Origin of the sequence: Mesorhizobium sp. M0185 (assembly GCF_040322175.1) — a bacterium.
GTDB lineage: Bacteria > Pseudomonadota > Alphaproteobacteria > Rhizobiales > Rhizobiaceae > Mesorhizobium.
In genome coordinates this window covers 40,121-57,328 of the sequence record NZ_JAMYSY010000020.1, presented here as the reverse complement: position 1 = coordinate 57,328, position 17,208 = coordinate 40,121, and the positions used below count along the sequence as shown (strand labels likewise).

The 17,208-nt window shown below is 62.4% G+C and carries 19 protein-coding genes; 14 read left to right on the top strand and 5 right to left on the bottom strand.

Going from position 1 to position 17,208, the window contains the following annotated elements; genetic code table 11:
- The first annotated feature begins 2 nt into the window (after positions 1-2).
- Positions 3-395 carry an SUF system Fe-S cluster assembly protein gene (locus tag NKJ20_RS17670; protein ID WP_023674690.1) on the top strand — a complete coding sequence of 131 codons (393 nt, stop codon included), beginning with the start codon at positions 3-5 and terminating at the stop codon, positions 393-395.
- A gap of 108 nt (positions 396-503) precedes the next feature.
- A complete protein-coding gene (sufA, locus tag NKJ20_RS17665) occupies positions 504-884 on the top strand; it encodes a Fe-S cluster assembly scaffold SufA (protein WP_352449379.1) in 381 nt (126 codons plus the stop codon).
- Between the two features lie 142 nt (positions 885-1,026).
- Here the strand turns inward: sufA and NKJ20_RS17660 are convergent, their stop codons facing one another.
- Complete coding sequence (locus NKJ20_RS17660; protein ID WP_352745708.1) at positions 1,027-1,524, bottom strand: GFA family protein; 498 nt, start codon at positions 1,522-1,524, stop codon at positions 1,027-1,029.
- Positions 1,525-1,614: 90 nt separating this feature from the next.
- Here NKJ20_RS17660 and NKJ20_RS17655 point away from each other — a divergent pair, with 90 nt between their 5' ends.
- Entirely contained in the window at positions 1,615-1,938 is a 324-nt protein-coding gene (locus tag NKJ20_RS17655; protein WP_023717364.1) for a TfoX/Sxy family protein, read from the top strand.
- A 34-nt stretch (positions 1,939-1,972) separates the two neighbouring features.
- On the opposite strand, the gene NKJ20_RS17650 is transcribed toward NKJ20_RS17655, so the two are convergent.
- On the bottom strand, positions 1,973-2,896 hold the full coding sequence (locus NKJ20_RS17650) for a PfkB family carbohydrate kinase (protein WP_352745706.1): 924 nt from the start codon (positions 2,894-2,896) through the stop codon (positions 1,973-1,975).
- Positions 2,897-3,173: 277 nt separating this feature from the next.
- On the opposite strand from NKJ20_RS17650, the gene recA reads away from it, so the two are divergent.
- The 3 genes from recA to NKJ20_RS17635 all read left to right on the top strand — a co-directional run bounded on the left by recA (position 3,174) and on the right by NKJ20_RS17635 (position 8,056).
- A complete protein-coding gene (gene recA, locus NKJ20_RS17645) occupies positions 3,174-4,271 on the top strand; it encodes a recombinase RecA (protein ID WP_023674696.1) in 1,098 nt (365 codons plus the stop codon).
- Between the two features lie 259 nt (positions 4,272-4,530).
- Positions 4,531-7,197, top strand: coding sequence for an alanine--tRNA ligase (gene alaS, locus NKJ20_RS17640; RefSeq protein WP_352745703.1), 2,667 nt, complete (start codon positions 4,531-4,533; stop codon positions 7,195-7,197).
- Between the two features lie 64 nt (positions 7,198-7,261).
- Positions 7,262-8,056: a PhzF family phenazine biosynthesis protein gene (locus NKJ20_RS17635; protein ID WP_352745700.1), complete on the top strand. Its 795-nt coding sequence runs from the start codon at positions 7,262-7,264 to the stop codon at positions 8,054-8,056.
- Positions 8,057-8,257: 201 nt separating this feature from the next.
- Here the strand turns inward: NKJ20_RS17635 and NKJ20_RS17630 are convergent, their stop codons facing one another.
- Together NKJ20_RS17630 and NKJ20_RS17625 are read right to left on the bottom strand one after the other, a co-directional pair.
- On the bottom strand, positions 8,258-8,884 hold the full coding sequence (locus NKJ20_RS17630) for a glutathione S-transferase family protein (protein WP_352745698.1): 627 nt from the start codon (positions 8,882-8,884) through the stop codon (positions 8,258-8,260).
- A gap of 11 nt (positions 8,885-8,895) precedes the next feature.
- Positions 8,896-10,107 carry an NADP-dependent isocitrate dehydrogenase gene (locus tag NKJ20_RS17625; protein WP_352449387.1) on the bottom strand — a complete coding sequence of 404 codons (1,212 nt, stop codon included), beginning with the start codon at positions 10,105-10,107 and terminating at the stop codon, positions 8,896-8,898.
- Positions 10,108-10,313: 206 nt separating this feature from the next.
- On the opposite strand from NKJ20_RS17625, the gene NKJ20_RS17620 reads away from it, so the two are divergent.
- From NKJ20_RS17620 to NKJ20_RS17600, 5 genes are all read left to right on the top strand, one after another.
- The gene (locus tag NKJ20_RS17620; RefSeq protein WP_352745696.1) at positions 10,314-11,180 is read left to right on the top strand and encodes an RNA methyltransferase; all 867 of its coding nucleotides are present in this window, start codon (positions 10,314-10,316) and stop codon (positions 11,178-11,180) included.
- Between the two features lie 116 nt (positions 11,181-11,296).
- The gene (locus tag NKJ20_RS17615; RefSeq protein ID WP_352745694.1) at positions 11,297-12,049 is read left to right on the top strand and encodes a hypothetical protein; all 753 of its coding nucleotides are present in this window, start codon (positions 11,297-11,299) and stop codon (positions 12,047-12,049) included.
- Between the two features lie 94 nt (positions 12,050-12,143).
- Positions 12,144-12,800 (top strand): DUF805 domain-containing protein, encoded by a 657-nt coding sequence (locus tag NKJ20_RS17610; RefSeq protein ID WP_502902815.1) that lies wholly within the window; start codon positions 12,144-12,146, stop codon positions 12,798-12,800.
- Positions 12,801-12,939: 139 nt separating this feature from the next.
- On the top strand, positions 12,940-13,752 hold the full coding sequence (gene murI / locus NKJ20_RS17605; protein WP_352745689.1) for a glutamate racemase: 813 nt from the start codon (positions 12,940-12,942) through the stop codon (positions 13,750-13,752).
- Positions 13,753-13,828: 76 nt separating this feature from the next.
- Positions 13,829-14,017, top strand: a complete 189-nt coding sequence (locus NKJ20_RS17600) for a DUF3008 family protein (protein WP_023674705.1) — start codon at positions 13,829-13,831, stop codon at positions 14,015-14,017.
- A gap of 90 nt (positions 14,018-14,107) precedes the next feature.
- Here the strand turns inward: NKJ20_RS17600 and NKJ20_RS17595 are convergent, their stop codons facing one another.
- A complete protein-coding gene (locus tag NKJ20_RS17595; RefSeq protein WP_023674706.1) occupies positions 14,108-14,320 on the bottom strand; it encodes a hypothetical protein in 213 nt (70 codons plus the stop codon).
- Positions 14,321-14,700: 380 nt separating this feature from the next.
- On the opposite strand from NKJ20_RS17595, the gene rpsD reads away from it, so the two are divergent.
- The 3 genes from rpsD to NKJ20_RS17580 all read left to right on the top strand — a co-directional run bounded on the left by rpsD (position 14,701) and on the right by NKJ20_RS17580 (position 17,177).
- Complete coding sequence (gene rpsD, locus NKJ20_RS17590) at positions 14,701-15,318, top strand: 30S ribosomal protein S4 (protein WP_023717376.1); 618 nt, start codon at positions 14,701-14,703, stop codon at positions 15,316-15,318.
- A 154-nt stretch (positions 15,319-15,472) separates the two neighbouring features.
- Positions 15,473-16,360 carry a tRNA 2-thiocytidine(32) synthetase TtcA gene (ttcA, locus tag NKJ20_RS17585; protein WP_352702488.1) on the top strand — a complete coding sequence of 296 codons (888 nt, stop codon included), beginning with the start codon at positions 15,473-15,475 and terminating at the stop codon, positions 16,358-16,360.
- Entirely contained in the window at positions 16,350-17,177 is an 828-nt protein-coding gene (locus tag NKJ20_RS17580) for an inositol monophosphatase family protein (RefSeq protein ID WP_352492462.1), read from the top strand. Before ttcA ends, NKJ20_RS17580 begins: the two co-directional genes overlap by 11 nt.
- Positions 17,178-17,208: the final 31 nt, after the last annotated feature.

Below are 17,208 nucleotides of genomic sequence, written 5' to 3'. Positions count from 1 at the left end.
TCATGGATGATGCCGGCCATACCGCCGAGACCACTTCCGAAACGGCCACCAATGCGGTGGTCTCCGGATCGGCCATTCCGGCCGAAGAATTGGCGCGGCTGACCGACGACATCGTCTCGGCGCTGAAGACGGTCTACGACCCGGAAATCCCGGCCGACATCTACGAGCTCGGCCTGGTCTACAAGATCGACATCGAGGACGACCGCTCGGTCAAGATCGACATGACACTGACCGCGCCGGGCTGCCCGGTGGCCGGCGAAATGCCGGGCTGGGTGGAGAATGCCGTCGGCGCCGTCGAAGGCGTCTCCGGCGTCGAGGTCAACATGACCTTCGACCCACCATGGTCGCCCGACCGCATGTCGGAAGAGGCGCAGGTGGCGGTTGGCTGGTACTAGCATCCGACCAGCCAGAGGCTGGCGCACTTGCGCCGGATACAAAACTTCACCATTTTAGGTGAGGAATCATTCGGCAGGCCTTGAACCCGCGCGAACGTGGAGAATGAAATGGGACGCTTTGCCGTCATCACGATGACCGAAAAGGCTGCCGACCGGGTGCGCGAGATCGTCGCGACCCGTGAGAATGCGCATGGCATTCGCCTTGGCATCAAGAAGGGCGGCTGCGCCGGCATGGAATATACGGTCGATCTGGTGACCAAGCCCAACACCAAGGACGACCACATCGAGCGCGACGGCGCCCATGTCTATGTCGCGCCGGAGGCGGCACTTTTCCTGTTCGGCACCGAGATGGATTTCGAGCAGACGACGCTGCGCACCGGCTTCACCTTCCGCAATCCGAACCAGAGCTCGGCCTGCGGCTGCGGCGAATCGGTCGATTTGAAGCCGGCTGATCTGAAGGCACTGGCCGAAGCACGCGCTTCGGCCTGAGGCTTTCCTTCTCCCCGTCACTATACGGGGAGAAGGTGGCCCGAAGGGCCGGATGAGGGGCAGAGCCTGCTCTCGCAAGTTCGCGCCGCCCCTCATCTGCCTGCCGGCATCTTCTCCCCGTATAGCGACGGGGAGAAGAACGCTAATCCACCCACATCCCCGTTCGCTTGTGCCAGTCGGCGATCGACTCCTCCGGGTAGACATCGAAAACCTTGTCGCCCTTGCCGATATCCGGCTCGACCCAATTCGCCTTGTATTTCAGCATCAGATGCACCTTCTCCGGCGGTTTCGGCAGGTCTGTGTCGACAGCCGAGGCGAACGGATGCACCAGCTCCGGCCAGGTCGGATCGTAGAGCCAGAGTGCCGTCCCGCATTTCGTGCAGAAGTTCCGCTCGCCCGTCGAGATCTCGCGTTGCGGGTGCTCGTCGTCCTCGATCTCGGCACGGAAGACGCCGAGATGGCGCTTGCCCTGGATTTTCAGCGTCTCGTAATCGGCGCCGAGATTGATGGCAAAACCGCCGCCGCCCTGCTGCTTGCGGCAGATCGAGCAGTAGCACAGCATGAACGGCACCGGCGTGTGGCTTTCCACCTCGAAACGCACGGCATTGCACCGGCAGGACCCTTTGAGCAGAAGCGGCATGAGAAACTCCGACGAAAGTGATTTGCACTTTGTCAGGATGGCGCCGGTTGCGGCGATGACAAGGGGAAATCCGGGTGACATGATCGCCGCATGGACAACGAGCGCATAGAAGAGCTTTTCGAAGGCCTCGGCCCGGTCAGCATCCGCAAGCTGTTCGGCGGCAAGGGCATCTATTTCGACGGCGTCATCGTCGCCATCGTCATCCGTGGCGAATTGATGCTGAAGGCCGACGCCGAAAGCGCGCCCGATTTCGAAGCGGCCGGCTGCCGGCAATGGACCTATACCGGCTCGCGCCACGGCAAGCTCGTGTCGATGCCCTATTGGAGCGTTCCCGACAGCGCGTTCGACGATCCCGACGAGATGGCGATCTGGGCGCGTCGCGCCTACGAGGCAGGACGGCGCGCCGGCAAATAGGCTGCGTCATGCTTCGGCAATTCCGGGCCGCATTTCACGCCAGGTCCCGCGCCTCGGGCACGAGCGCCAGCGCTTCGGCAAAGCCAGCGCTGGTGAAGGCGGCACTCTCGACGACGAGCATCGCTGCGGCAATGCCTTCGCGCAGTGCCGCGCGCAGCGTCAGGCCGCGCAGCAGGGCAGCGATCGTGGCGCCTGCCAATGCGTCGCCGGCGCCGGCAGCATCGGTCCGCTTTTGCAGCGGCGGTGGCGAGATCGAGAACGCGCTCAATTCGTCGAAACCGAGCACTGGTTCGTCGCCGGCGGTGATCACGCCGCTTTTCAGCCCGGCGCGTCTCAGGCCGTCGACGATGCCTTGATCGATTTGGACGCCGGCGAGCACGCCGGCCTCGTGCCGGTTCATGAAGGCCATCGCCAGACGGTCGAGCACCGGCGTCAGCCGCGCCGCTTTGTTGGGCGAGACCGCAAGCGCAAACACCGGCTTGCCGGCGGCGAGTGCCGCCAGCCGCTCCAGCGCGGTCGACGGCAAGTTGGCGTCGCACAGCACCGCGTCGGCCGAACCGATCGCTTCCCGCACCTTGGCACGGCGGATCTGCTTGGGAAGCGCCAGCTCGTAGAGCACCATGTCGGCAAGGCCGGCGATCAGCCCGCCGTCGCTGTCGATCAGCATCGTATGGCTTGGCGTTGCTCGGTCGAGGAACACCGCCGACAGGTCGGCAACGCCGGCCTCGGTGACGGCGCGTAAAACCGTGTCGCCAAGGGCATCGCCGCCGCGCACCGAAAGCAGCGAGGCCGAGACGCCGCGTCGCACCGCACAGCGCAAGGCGTTGAAGACGGCACCGCCGACATGCTCGCGCATCGTGCCGGGGTTGGAAGCGGCCGGCACGAAGGCGCCGGCAACCCGGCCGCGCCGCTCGATATAGGCGCCGCCCACGGCCAGGATCGTCGGGGATTTGATCATGCCGTCAAAATGCCCTTTAGCTGTTGCCCGGGGGAGACTAGGTCGCCGGGCGGAACCCTGCAATCGCGGGTCCGATTCGGTTGGTGACGGCAACGGCGCCGCATGCGAGGCGAGACACATCGGAAGCAATAATTGCGAAACAAAAATAGAACAAATAGGGATATGCGTTATTTTTCAAACCCTTGGTGCTCATTGACAAATGAGAACAAATGAGGTACATTCTTTTAAGGATTGCGGGATTGTCCGGCCTCCATTGACGACCACGGGGTGATGTATCATGGCTCAGAATTCTTTGCGGCTTGTAGAGGACAAAGCGGTGGACAAATCAAAGGCTCTGGATGCGGCGCTGTCGCAAATCGAGCGTGCCTTCGGCAAGGGCTCGATCATGCGGCTCGGCGCGAACGAGCAGGTCGTCGAGATCGAAACGGTGCCGACCGGCTCGCTTGGGCTGGACATCGCGCTTGGCGTCGGCGGCCTGCCGCGCGGCCGCATCGTCGAGATCTACGGGCCGGAAAGCTCGGGCAAGACGACGCTGGCGCTGCACACGGTGGCCGAAGCCCAGAAGAAGGGCGGCATCTGCGCCTTCGTCGATGCCGAGCACGCGCTCGACCCGGTCTATGCCCGCAAGCTCGGCGTCGATCTCGAAAACCTGCTGATCTCGCAGCCCGATACCGGCGAGCAGGCGCTGGAGATCTGCGACACGCTGGTGCGCTCCGGCGCCATCGACGTGCTGGTGGTCGATTCGGTGGCGGCGTTGACGCCGCGGGCGGAAATCGAAGGCGAGATGGGCGATTCGCTGCCCGGCCTGCAGGCCCGCCTGATGAGCCAGGCACTGCGCAAGCTCACCGCCTCGATCTCGCGCTCCAACACCATGGTCATCTTCATCAACCAGATCCGCATGAAGATCGGCGTCATGTTTGGTTCGCCCGAGACGACGACCGGCGGCAATGCGTTGAAATTCTATGCCTCGGTCCGCCTCGACATCCGCCGCATCGGCTCGGTCAAGGATCGCGACGAGGTCGTCGGCAACCAGACCCGCGTCAAGGTCGTCAAGAACAAGCTGGCGCCGCCCTTCAAGGTGGTCGAGTTCGACATCATGTATGGCGAGGGCGTCTCCAAGACCGGCGAGCTGGTCGATCTCGGCGTCAAGGCGGGCGTGGTCGAAAAGTCGGGCGCCTGGTTCTCCTACAATTCGCAGCGTCTTGGCCAGGGCCGCGAAAACGCAAAACTGTTCCTGCGCGACAATCCCGACACGGCGCGCGAGATCGAGCTGGCGCTACGGCAGAATGCCGGACTGATCGCTGAGAAATTCCTTGAGAACGGCGGCTCCGAAAGCAGCGACGACGGTTTCGAGGACGACGCTGGGGTGATGTAGGGCAAGCGACGCCTCGCTGAGCCTCAGCCAGGTTTCGATTTGATGTTTTGATTTTGAGTTTGCGTAATCGATGCGTTTCGAACCGCCGGCCCAGGGCCGGCGGTTCGCGTTTGACGGCGAGGCAGACGCATTTCAAGGCGCTGGTGAACGCCGGGATTTGAGCCCATTTGGTGTTTCTGGACAGGCTGCGGTGCGACCGCTAAAAGGCCATGTCTATTTTCCGCCGGCATCCGGCGGTTCTCTCGAAAAGGCAGTATTCATGAGTGGCGTCAACGAGATCCGGTCGGCATTTCTCGACTATTTTCGCAAGGAAGGTCACGAGGTCGTCGCGTCAAGCCCGCTGGTGCCGCGCAACGACCCGACGCTGATGTTCACCAATGCCGGCATGGTGCAGTTCAAGAACGTTTTCACCGGTCTGGAGAAGCGGCCCTATTCGCGCGCCACGACCGCCCAGAAGAGTGTTCGCGCCGGCGGCAAGCACAACGACCTCGACAATGTCGGCTACACCGCGCGCCACCTGACCTTCTTCGAGATGCTCGGCAATTTCTCCTTCGGCGACTATTTCAAGGAGCGGGCCATAGAGCTTGCCTGGAACCTGATCACCAGGGAGTTCGGGCTGAAGAAGGACAAGCTGCTGGTCACCGTCTACCACACCGACGACGAGGCGGCTTCGTACTGGAAGAAGATCGCCGGCCTTTCGGACGATCGCATCATCCGCATCGCGACTTCGGACAACTTCTGGGCGATGGGTGACACCGGGCCTTGCGGGCCGTGTTCGGAGATATTCATCGACCGTGGCGAGCATATCTGGGGCGGCCCTCCCGGCAGCCCCGAGGAGGATGGCGACCGTTTCCTTGAATTCTGGAACCTGGTGTTCATGCAGTACGAACAGGTGACGAAGGAAGAGCGCGTCGACCTGCCGCGTCCGTCGATCGACACAGGCATGGGCCTCGAGCGCATGGCTTCCATCCTGCAAGGCGTTGAAAGCGTCTTCGAAACCGACCTGTTCCGCCACCTGATCGACGCTGCGTCGTCGGCGCTTGGCAAAGGTCCGGATGCGGGCACCGTCGCATCGTTCCGTGTCATCGCCGACCATTTGCGTTCGTCCTGCTTCCTGGTCGCCGACGGCGTGCTGCCGTCCAACGAAGGACGCGGCTACGTGCTTCGTCGCATCATGCGCCGCGCCATGCGCCACGCGCAGTTGCTCGGCGCCCGCGATCCGCTGATGTGGCGCCTGGTGCCGGCACTGGTCCGCGAGATGGGCCAAGCCTACCCGGAACTGGTGCGCGGCGAACAGATGATCACCGAAACGCTGAAGCTTGAGGAAACTCGTTTCCGCAAGACGCTGGTGCGCGGCTTGGGCTTGCTTTCCGAGGCGACGGAAAAGCTGGCCTCCGGCGACATGCTGGATGGCGAGACAGCGTTCAAGCTCTACGACACCTATGGCTTTCCGCTCGATCTGACGCAGGATGCGCTGCGCCAGCGCAACATCTCGGTCAACCTTGCCGGCTTCACCGAGGCGATGGAGCGGCAGAAGGCGGAGGCGCGCAAAAGCTGGGCTGGTTCCGGTGAGGCCGCAACCGAGACGATATGGTTCGCGGTGCGTGAGGAGACCGGCGCCACCGAATTCCTGGGCTATGAGACCGAGCAGGCCGAAGGCCTCGTCCAGGCGCTGGTCAAGGACGGCAAGACCGTGGAAAGCGCCGGCAAAGGCGACGCCGTTGCCGTGGTTGTCAACCAGACGCCGTTCTATGGCGAGTCCGGTGGCCAGATGGGCGATACCGGCGTCATTTCAGGCGACGGGTTCTCGATCGAGATATCCGATACCCAGAAGAAGGCCGATGGGCTTTTCGTCCATCTCGGCAAGGTGGCTACCGGCACGGTCAAGACGGGCGCGACCGTCGAGCTGAAGGTGGACCACGCGCGTCGCACCAGGCTGCGCGCGAACCATTCCGCCACGCATCTGATCCATGAGGCGCTGCGCGAGGTGCTGGGTACCCATGTGGCGCAGAAGGGCTCGCTGGTCGCGCCCGAGCGTCTGCGCTTCGACATTTCGCACAACAAGCCGATCTCGCCTGACGAGCTCGAAGAGGTCGAGCGCATGGCAAACGAGATCGTCGTTCAGAACGGCCCTGTAACCACGCGGCTGATGTCTGTCGACGACGCCATTGCCGAAGGCGCCATGGCGCTGTTTGGCGAGAAATATGGCGATGAAGTGCGCGTCGTTTCGATGGGCACGGGCTTGCATGGCGCCAAGGCCAACCGGCCTTACTCGGTCGAGCTATGCGGCGGCACCCATGTCAGGGCGACCGGCGATATCGGCCTGGTGCGCATCGTGTCCGACAGCGCGGTCGCTGCCGGCGTGCGCCGCATCGAGGCGTTGACCGGCGAGGCGGCCAGAAAGCATCTCGACGAACAGGACAAGCGGTTGAAGGCGGCCGCCGCCGCGTTGAAGATTTCGCCGGCCGATGTGCCGGCCCGCGTCGAGGCGCTGCTGGACGAACGCAAGAAGCTCGAAAAGGAGCTGATCGAGGCGCGCAAGAAGCTGGCGCTGGGCGATCGCTCGCCAGCCGGTGTGCCTGCGGAAAACGAAACCATTGCCGGTGTCGGTTTTCTCGGCAAGGCGGTATCGGGCGTCTCGCCAAAGGATCTTAAGCCGTTGGCCGATGCCGGCAAGAAGTCGCTCGGCTCCGGCATCGTCGTCTTTGTCGGCGCCGGCGAGGACAACAAGGCGAGCGTCGTCGTCGCCGTCACCGATGATCTGACCGGCCGCTTCAACGCCATCGATCTGGTGCGCGTCGCGTCCGCGGCATTGGGCGGGCAAGGCGGCGGCGGGCGACCCGATATGGCCCAGGCCGGCGGCCCGGACGGCTCGAAGGCCGAAGACGCGATCGCTGCGGTGAAAGCGGCTCTCGAAGCGGCGTGAACCTACACCGGGGGCGGCACGGCCGAAATGGCGCGCCGCCCAGCGGATATCTTTGAGGGCCGATATGCCGACGCTGACGATGTATCAGGTCGATGCCTTTGCCGAACGGGCCTTCCAGGGTAACCCTGCCGCCGTTCTCCTTTTAGAGGAATGGCTGTCGGAGCAGGTAATGCAGGCCATCGCCAACGAAAACAATCTTGCTGAAACCGCGTTTGTGCGGCCGAATGGCAAAGGTTGGGATTTGCGCTGGTTCACGCCGGTCCATGAAGTCGACTTCTGCGGCCACGCCACTCTTGCGGCAGCCCATGTGCTGGCTACGGAATACAATGGTCAGGGCGAAATGGCCTTCGCCACCCGGGTCGGCGAGCTGCGGGTTTCCCGGTGGGAAGGGGGCTATCAGCTCGATCTGCCTTGTTTTCCGCCGCAGCCCGTCGAGGAAGAGCTGAACTCGGCGCTGCAAGCGATATTGCCTCAGCGGCCGGTTGCGAGCTTCCGCAATTTCGAGAACCTGTTTGTCGAGCTTGCCGACGAGACAACCGTGCGATCTTTCGTTCCCGATCTGCTCAGGATCGGACGTTTTCATCCTCTCGGCCTGGTCATTACCGCGCCTGGGCGAGCCCACGATTTCGTCTCCCGTTACTTCGTGCCCGGGGCGGGCATTCCCGAGGATCCGGTTACCGGCTCCATTCATGCGACGCTGGTGCCTTACTGGGCTGAAAAACTCGGCAAGACGCATCTGTCGGCATTCCAATGCTCGCAGCGCGGCGGGCATTTGCTATGCGAACTGGCCGGAGATCGCGTGCTGATCACAGGCCGTGCGAAGACCTTCATGAAGGCGGAGATCTACCTTCCCGATTGAGCGGCTTGGCTCCGGTTTCTCGCCCCCACGAAGTGGGGGAGAGGTGGCCGCGAAGCGGCCGGAGAGGGGGCCTGCGCAATCAAAAGGCGCTTTAGGAATGCGCCGATTTCCCCTCTCCGTCTCGGCTTCGCCGAGCCAGCTCTCCCCGCAAGCGAGGCGAGGAACCCAGGTCGTGCGAAGTTGCCGCGCCTCGCGGCGGTTTCACCCTGCCTTTTCGGTTTTCGCAAAACTCGCGCGTTGAGTGATGCGCACATACCAATCCCGGATCTCGGCAAACTCGGCCAGCAGGGCTTGTCCCTCGGCGACCTTGATGAAATAGCCGATGATCGGTGCGGCGTGCAGGTCGGCCAGCGTCAGGTCCGTTCCCAACAGCCAAGGCCCTTCGGCTTTCAGCGAGGAGAGCGCCTGCAATGCCGTTCTCGCCTGCCGCAACCCGTTGGCGATCACGGCTTCGTCGGGCGGCGTTTTTTCCAGCCGCTCGACAGCGACATCCCAGACCATGGCCCTGTAGGCGTAGGCGTCGAGCAGGCCGGTGATCTGGTTCAGGCGTGCTCGAGGCCGGGCTTCGACCGGTTGCAGCGCCGGGCCGCCAAAGGCTTCGTCGACATAACGGGCAATCGCGCCGGTCTCGTAGAGGCGAAAGCCGTCATGCTCGAAGGCCGGGATGCGGCCGAACGGCTGGTGCTCGAAATACCAGCCGGGAATGCCGTCCGCGGCAAAGATGTCGACGGGCACGAGCTCGTAGCCGACGCCCTTTTCCTCCAGCACCAGCCGCACGATGCGCACATAGACGCTGTAGTCCGCGCCGTAGACGACGGGCTTGCCCATGCCGGTTGGGCTCAGGCCATCGCTTTCTGCAAATTCTCGTCGATCTTGTCGAGGAAGCCGGTGGTCGAAAGCCATGGCTGGTCGGGGCCGATCAGCAGCGACAGGTCCTTGGTCATGAAGCCGGACTCGACCGTCTGGATGCAGACCCTTTCCAGCGTCTCGGCAAAGCGCCTCAGTTCGGCATTGTCGTCGAGCTTGGCGCGGTGCGCGAGGCCGCGCGTCCAGGCAAAGATCGAGGCGATCGAATTGGTCGAGGTCTCCTCGCCCTTCTGGTGCTGGCGATAGTGGCGGGTAACGGTGCCGTGTGCGGCTTCCGCCTCGACGGTCTTGCCGTCCGGCGTCATCAGCACCGAGGTCATCAGGCCGAGCGAGCCGAAGCCTTGCGCCACCGTGTCGGACTGCACGTCGCCGTCATAATTCTTGCAGGCCCAGACATAGCCACCCGACCATTTCAGGCTGGAGGCCACCATGTCGTCGATCAGCCGGTGCTCGTACCAGAGCTTCTTCGCTTTGAATTCTGTTTCGAACTCCGCCTCGTAGACCTCCTGGAAGATGTCCTTGAAGCGGCCGTCATAGGCTTTGAGGATGGTGTTCTTGGTCGAGAGGTAGACGGGGTAATTGCGCAGCAGGCCGTAGTTCAGGGAGGCGCGGGCGAATTCGCGGATCGATTCGTCGAGATTGTACATGGCCATGGCGACGCCGGCGCCGGGTGCGTCGAAGACGTCGTGCTCGATCACCTGGCCGTCCTCGCCGACGAATTTGATCGTCAGCTTGCCCTTGCCGGGGAAGCGGAAGTCGGTGGCGCGGTACTGGTCGCCGAAGGCGTGGCGGCCGACGATGATCGGCTTGGTCCAGCCGGGCACCAGCCGCGGCACGTTCTTCATGATGATCGGCTCGCGAAAGATGGTGCCGCCGAGGATGTTGCGGATGGTGCCGTTCGGCGACTTCCACATCTTCTTCAGCTTGAATTCCTCGACGCGCTGCTCGTCGGGCGTGATCGTCGCGCATTTCACGCCGACGCCGTATTTCTTGATGGCGTTGGCGGAATCGATGGTCACCTGGTCGTTGGTGGCGTCGCGGTGCTCGATGCCGAGGTCGTAATATTCGAGCTTGAGGTCGAGATAAGGGTGGATCAGCTTGTCCTTGATGAACTGCCAGATGATGCGGGTCATCTCGTCGCCGTCGAGTTCGACGACCGGGTTCGCCACCTTGATCTTCGCCATGGAAAGAATGCCTCGCTTTTGGGGAACGGAACGGCCTTGCCCGCACGGCTGCCGGCCCTGGGATGCGGCCCGTATATCAAAGGCTTTTTGGCCGCGCAAACGGCGAACCGCGCCGTAGTGCCGGCATTCCTTGCGAAAGCTTCATTTTCGTCGCCAAATGTGGCAGGGGACTGCGAAATGCCGCAAACAGCAGTTCACTGACAACCATGGCCGCTACCCAGGATCCCGACACCCCTCTTGCCTCCGGAACTCCAGCGTCCGGACCGGCGATCATCCTGGTCGAGCCGCAGCTCGGCGAGAATATCGGCATGGTTGCACGCGCCATGGCCAATTTCGGCCTTTCCGAGCTGCGGCTCGTCAATCCGCGCGACGGCTGGCCGAGCGAGAAGGCGCGTGCCGCCGCAAGCCGCGCCGACCACGTCATCGATGCCGTCACGGTGTTCGATGACCTCGCCTCGGCAGTCGCCGATCTGAATTTCGTCTTCGCCACCACGGCGCGCGCGCGCGACAATTTCAAGCCGGTGCGCGGTCCGGTCGAGGCGGGCAGGGCGCTGCGCGCGCGGCAGCGGGCCGGCCAGCGCACCGGCATCCTGTTCGGTCGCGAGCGCTTCGGCCTCTATAATGACGAGGTCGGCCTTGCCGACGAGATCGTCACCTTCCCCGTCGATCCAGCCTTCTCCTCGCTCAACATCGCCCAGGCGGCCCTGCTGATGTCCTATGAATGGATGAAGTCCGGCCTGGAAGACGAGACCAGGACCAACTTCTCCGGCCCCGAAATGCCACCGGCTGCCAAGGAAGAATTGCACGGCCTGTTTGCGTATCTGGAAGGTGCACTGGAGGCGCGCGGCTATTTCCGCCCGGCAGCGAAGAAGCCGAAGATGGTCGACAATTTGCGCGCTGTGCTGACCCGCCCCGGCTTTGCCGAGCCGGAGCTCAAGGTGCTGCGCGGCATAATATCATCGCTGGACAGGTTCTCGCCGGCCATGCCGCGCGGCGACGGATCGCCCGGCGACGATCCAAGGCGGCTCCCGGCGGCGGCCCGGCGCGCTGGTAAGGCGACAGACAAAGACTAGGTGTTTGTTCCCAACGGGAGCGCATAAAAAGCAATTGCCATTGACTGCCAAGGCGGGTGTGCTTCTTCTGCTGGCGACGCCCTTAATCAGTGAGAGAGATCGTGCCCAGAGCTATCTTGCCCGCGTTTGTCTTATTCTGTCTGTTATCTGAAATGTCTGCGGCGTCGGAATTTGAAAAGCCATCGAGCACACTTCCCGCACAGCAAGCCATTGAAAGATTGTTACCCAATTCCGTGCTCCGCGTCGGAATGCCTAGACAGGAACTGGAGGAAGTTATCAGGTCACGCTATCCCGATTGGGAGCGTTCGGAAAAGAAACGAGCGCTCAACAACCGCAAGGACATGTCACTTTCACTGGAGGCTCGCTCTGCATATTTGCAGACCATCTCAATATCTCACGAAGAGAAAGAGCAGAACCTGATATTCAGATATAGGTTTGCGTTGACGTCGCCGCTAACCGGCAGCCACGTCTACTCGATAGTATACGGAGTCGAGTCAAATACCTCGAACCTGATTTCAATAGACGACTGGGCCAACGGTTTGCATTCAAGATGGGGCGATGAGCATGGTGGCACGCGATCTGATGCGAAGGCACGTGCGACGTATTTCTTCGACACGGAATGGCGCTTAGTTGAGAATGCTGGGAACAAGTGCGCCCCGATATATCCGGCACTCTATCGCCTAGATGAAAAAACCGTCGGTGCGATAGCTGCGGTATCAAGCCTTCTGGACGCAACGGGATGCACATTCAGTCGAGACAGCATTTTAGAGATCAAAGAAGGCGCAGTCGTTCAATCGACCTTCTACACCGTCGATTTTAGGCTTCAGGTGAACGACGTTTTGAAGCGGGTAGCATTTGGGCTTCAGTGAACAAAGCCGACTTTGTCAACGGCCCTAAGCTTCGAATCCCGCCACCTCACCAGTAACCGAATGTTATTCGATATGATCCATTGTCCGGCGAACGATGGGTCCTCGGATGTTCAATTCAAATATCGGGCGTCTTCGCTTTTTCTTCTATTCTGCGGCCTTGCTGGTTGCGGAAATCGTGACCTTTGTGCTGTGCGTCGTGCTGACCATCGGCATCGAGGGTTTGGCCAATTCGAAGCCCGGACCTTCCAGGGAAGGGCTGGCCGCGGCTGTTCTCGTTACCTCGCTGGTGATTGTTCTGTTCCGCGCGAATTTCGCCTGGCGTCGAAGCCGCGACGCGCAAGGGTCGGGTTGGATCCTTTGGTCGTATATCGTGTTCTCGACGCTGTTCGCGATCCTGCAGGCCGGCACTGTTCTTGTCGTAAAATTCGACGGCGAAGATTCGCATTCCGGCCTTAACCTGCTGGGATTGGCTCTTGTCGGGCTGTGGGCCGTCATCTTGGCGGGCAAGCCGGCGGGCGGTGGCTCTGCGGATATGGCGTCATCCCTGAGTTTCGACGATTTCGACCCGCCCGGGCCGCTGCGCGGCGCCGCCGCGCTCCATTCAGCGTCAGCCGCCGGCGCGACGGCCCTGGCTCCAGCCTACGCCACGCGGGCCGCGCCGGTGCCGTCGAACCACCCTGCATCTCAACCTGCATCTCCGGCGAACGGCCGGCCGCGGCCCGGCGGCTTCGGCAAGCGCGGCCTTGTGTGACCGGCTCGCCGCATCAAGGCCATGATGGTTCCACATAGAAGCGGCCGGGATAAAGCATCATTGGCCGAAGCAGAAAGCATCGGCCGGGCCTCCCTCGTGATCTCGTTTGTGATTCCCAGCCCTTAGTGACTCAATGACAATGACCGATCCATCGAGCGCCCGTCCGATCCTGATGTTCGATTCCGGCATTGGCGGCCTCACCGTGCTGCGTGAGGCGCGTGTCTTGATGCCTGATCGCCGCTTCATCTATGTCGCCGACGACGCGGCGTTCCCCTTCGGCGGCTGGGAGGAGCCGGCGCTGAGAACACATATCCTGGAGTTGTTCGCCAGGCTGCTCGACCGGTTTTCGCCGGCTATCTCGGTCATCGCCTGCAACACCGCCTCGACACTGGTCATCGATGCCTTGCGCGAGAGGTTTCCCGGCCACCCTTTCGTCGGCACCGTGCCGGCCATCAAGCCGGCGGCGGAACGCACGCGCTCAGGCCTGGTTTCGGTGCTGGCTACGCCCGGCACCGTCAAGCGCCAGTACACGCGCGACCTGATCAGCAAATGGGCGCAGAAATGCCATGTCCGCCTGGTCGGCAGCGACAGGCTGGCGGGATTGGCCGAAGCCTATATGCGCGATGGCTTTGTCGACGAGGACGCCGTGCGCGCCGAGATCGCGCCGTGCTTCGTCGAGCATGACGGGCTGCGCACCGACATCGTCGTGCTTGCCTGCACCCATTATCCGTTTTTGGCCAACCGCATGCGCAAGACAGCACCGTGGCCGGTCGACTGGCTCGACCCGGCCGAGGCGATCGCACGCCGCGCGCTGTCGCTGCTTGCCGATACCGAGGCCCGCTATCGCAGAGAGGCACTGCCGGAAGGCGCCGACCTTGCATTCTTCACCTCGAACAGCGCCGATTTTCCGACGCGCCGGCTGATGCAGGGATTTGGCCTGGCGATATCCTGACCGCAGGCAATTTTCGCTTTGGGAACATCACACCGGACAATGCGTTTTCCCCTCATTGGAAACAGGAGAAACCATCATGCCAGCCACCTCAAAAGCCCAGCAGAAAGCGGCCGGCGCGGCATTGTCAGCCAAGCGCGGCGAGACCAAGAAGGGCGCGCTCAAAGGCGCGTCGAAGGGAATGTATAAATCCATGAGCGAAAAACAGCTCGAGGAATTCGCCGAGACCAAGCGCAAGGGCCTGCCGGAAAAGAAGTCGAAACACTGATCGACTGGCCATTCTGACGGCGGATGCCGGTCAATAAAAGGCCCGCGGCTGAGCCGCGGGCCATGAAGTCTCAACGGGCGAGGACGAAAATTACCAGTTCCAGCCCCACCCGCAGCGCCGCACTTTGTAGCGGATCACCTTGCGATGACCGTGGCGCCACACCACCTTCTTCTTGACCACGATGCGGCAGACCTGGTGATGCCTGTGCCCATGCCAATGCCGGGCCTGCGCCGGCTCGGGCGCGACCGCCATCGTGCCGGCCATCACCGCGGCTCCTACCAACGTAAGGAAGAACTTCTTCATGCGAATTCCAGCTCCTCTGACTTCAGTCCCTTCCTGATGCCGCTGGCGCAACCTCCCGCCACATCCGGCACGTTCTACAACCGTAACACTATCCGGTTCGGCGATTCGCGCCAGCCGGAAGCTTGACAGCGGTTAAATCTCCGTTTAACCAGCCCACCAACACCGGGCCGCAATGCCCGGTGGTTTTCTTTATGTGTGCGAGACGTTTGGGAAGCCGGTTTTACTTTCCCTATGTCTTGTTTGAAATGACGTGTCCCGTGGGTTTTCCGTCGCGTTGCGTGGAAAACCCTGTCAGGTCTCGAAAACGGAGGCCAGAGGAGGGCGCGTTTCCTTCACCCGGACCATGAGGTTCCGGGTGCATTGTTTTGAAAGGGAATGCGATGAGCAAGCGCGAATCCGCGAAGTACAAGATCGACCGCCGTCTTGGCGAAAACATCTGGGGCCGCCCGAAGTCCCCGGTCAACAAGCGTGAATACGGCCCCGGCCAGCATGGCCAGCGCCGCAAGGGCAAGCTTTCCGATTTCGGCCTGCAGCTGCGCGCCAAGCAGAAGCTGAAGGGCCACTATGGCGACGTGTCGGAAAAGCAGTTCCGCAAGGTCTATGAAGAGGCGGACCGCCGCAAGGGCGACACCTCGGAGAACCTGATCGGCCTGCTCGAATCGCGCCTCGACGCAGTCGTCTATCGCGCCAAGTTCGTGCCGACCATCTTTGCGGCGCGCCAGTTCGTCAATCATGGCCACGTCAACGTCAACGGCAAGCGCGTCAACATCGGCTCGTACCGCTGCAAGCCGGGCGATGTCATCGAAGTGCGCGAGAAGTCGAAGCAGCTGGTCATCGTGCTGGAATCGGTGGGCCTGGCCGAGCGCGACGTGCCCGACTACATCGAGGCCGACCACAACAAGATGACCGCGGCTTTCACGCGCATCCCCGGCCTGGCGGACGTTCCGTTTGCCGTGCAGATGGAACCGAACCTGGTCGTCGAATTCTATTCGCGCTGATCGGCGCGTTCGTCGCGATACAATCGAAGGCCGCCCGTCGAGGCGGCCTTTTCTTTTTTCGTTTCCTTTTCCGCGGCGTGATTCCGAAATCGATTTCGGTTTTCGGTCCGATGCGCTACTGCGGGCGGCAACAGGATCTTGGGGCCGACGCGCCATGAATATGCTGCCAGACGCCGAAACACTCGAACCGGTCGCCGATACCGAAGGCGGCTTTCATCCGCTGTTTGCCGATGTGCCGTCCTCCGTCGAGTTCAACAAGCTGCGCAAGCGGCTGTTGCGGCTTGCCCGCCAGGCGATCGACGATTTCTCCATGGTGAGGCCCGGCGACCGCTGGCTGGTCGCTCTGTCGGGCGGCAAGGATTCCTACGGCCTGCTTGCCGTGCTGCTCGATCTCAAATGGCGCGGGCTGCTGCCGGTCGAGCTGTTGGCCTGCAATCTCGACCAGGGCCAGCCGAACTTTCCCAAGCACATATTGCCCGATTATCTCGACAGCCATGCCATTCCGCATCGCATCGAATATCAGGACACCTATTCGGTGGTCACCGACAAGCTGGCCGAGGGCAGCACCTATTGCTCGCTGTGCTCGCGGCTACGGCGCGGCCATCTCTATCGCATTGCCCGCGAGGAGGGCTGCTCGGCGCTGGTGCTCGGTCATCACCGCGAGGACATACTGGAAACCTTCTTCATGAACCTGTTCCATGGCGGACGCCTCGCCGCCATGCCGCCGAAGCTGCTCAACGACGAAGGCGATGTCATGGTGCTGCGGCCGCTCGCCTATTGTGCGGAAGCCGATCTAGAGAAATTCGCCGGCGCCATGAAGTTCCCGATCATTCCGTGCGATCTGTGCGGTAGCCAGGAAGGCCTGCAGCGCAACGCCATGAAGGCGATGCTCGACGACATCGAGAAGCGCATGCCCGGCCGCAAGGACACGATGATCCGCGCCATGACCAATGTGCGGCGTTCGCATCTGCTCGACAGGAAACTGTTCGATTTCGCCGCCCTCAACGAAACCCTCACCACCAGGCGTCCCGATGACATTTGACGACAGCGCGATCGACTGGCTTGCCGACCTTCTGTCGGAAGCCGCCGTCGCCGAGATCATGCCGCGCTTTCGCCGGTTGAGCGAGGGCGACGTCCGTCGCAAGACCTCGGCCGCCGATCTCGTCACCGAGGCCGACGTCAATGCCGAACGGCTCATCACCGCCAGGCTGCGCCAGCGTTATCCCCACGCAATGATCGTCGGCGAGGAGGCCTGCTCCGACGACCCGACGCTGCTCGACGGTCTCGGCGATGCCGAACTCGCCTTCGTCATCGACCCGGTCGACGGCACCTTCAACTTCGCCTCCGGCGTGCCGCTTTTCGGCGTCATGCTTGGCGTCGTGATCAAGGGCGAGACGGTCGCCGGCATCATTCACGATCCCGTCGGCAAGGATTGGCTGATCGGCGTTAGTGGCGCCGGCAGCCATATCCGCCATGCCCATGGCAATCTGGAAAAGGTCCATGTCGCCAAACCGGCGCCGATGTCGGAAATGACCGGTGCGGTCTCATGGCACTATGTGCCCGAGCCGGACCGCTCACGTTTGGCGCGCAACCAGACCAAGTCGCTATCGCAGTTCAATTATCGCTGCGCCGCCCACGAATACCGCCTGCTGGCCAGCGGCCACGGCCATTTCGTCGTCTACAACAAGCTGATGCCTTGGGACCACCTGGCCGGCGTGCTGATCCATGCGGAGGCCGGCGGCCATGCCGCGCGCTTCGACGGCAGCGCCTATCTGCCGTCGCATGTCGGGGGTGGCCTGCTGGTCGCGCCGGACCGGGAGAGCTGGCGGGAGCTGCGCCGCGAGCTCTGGGCAGAATAGCTCTTCGCTGCCAAAGTTGTCCAATCTTGTG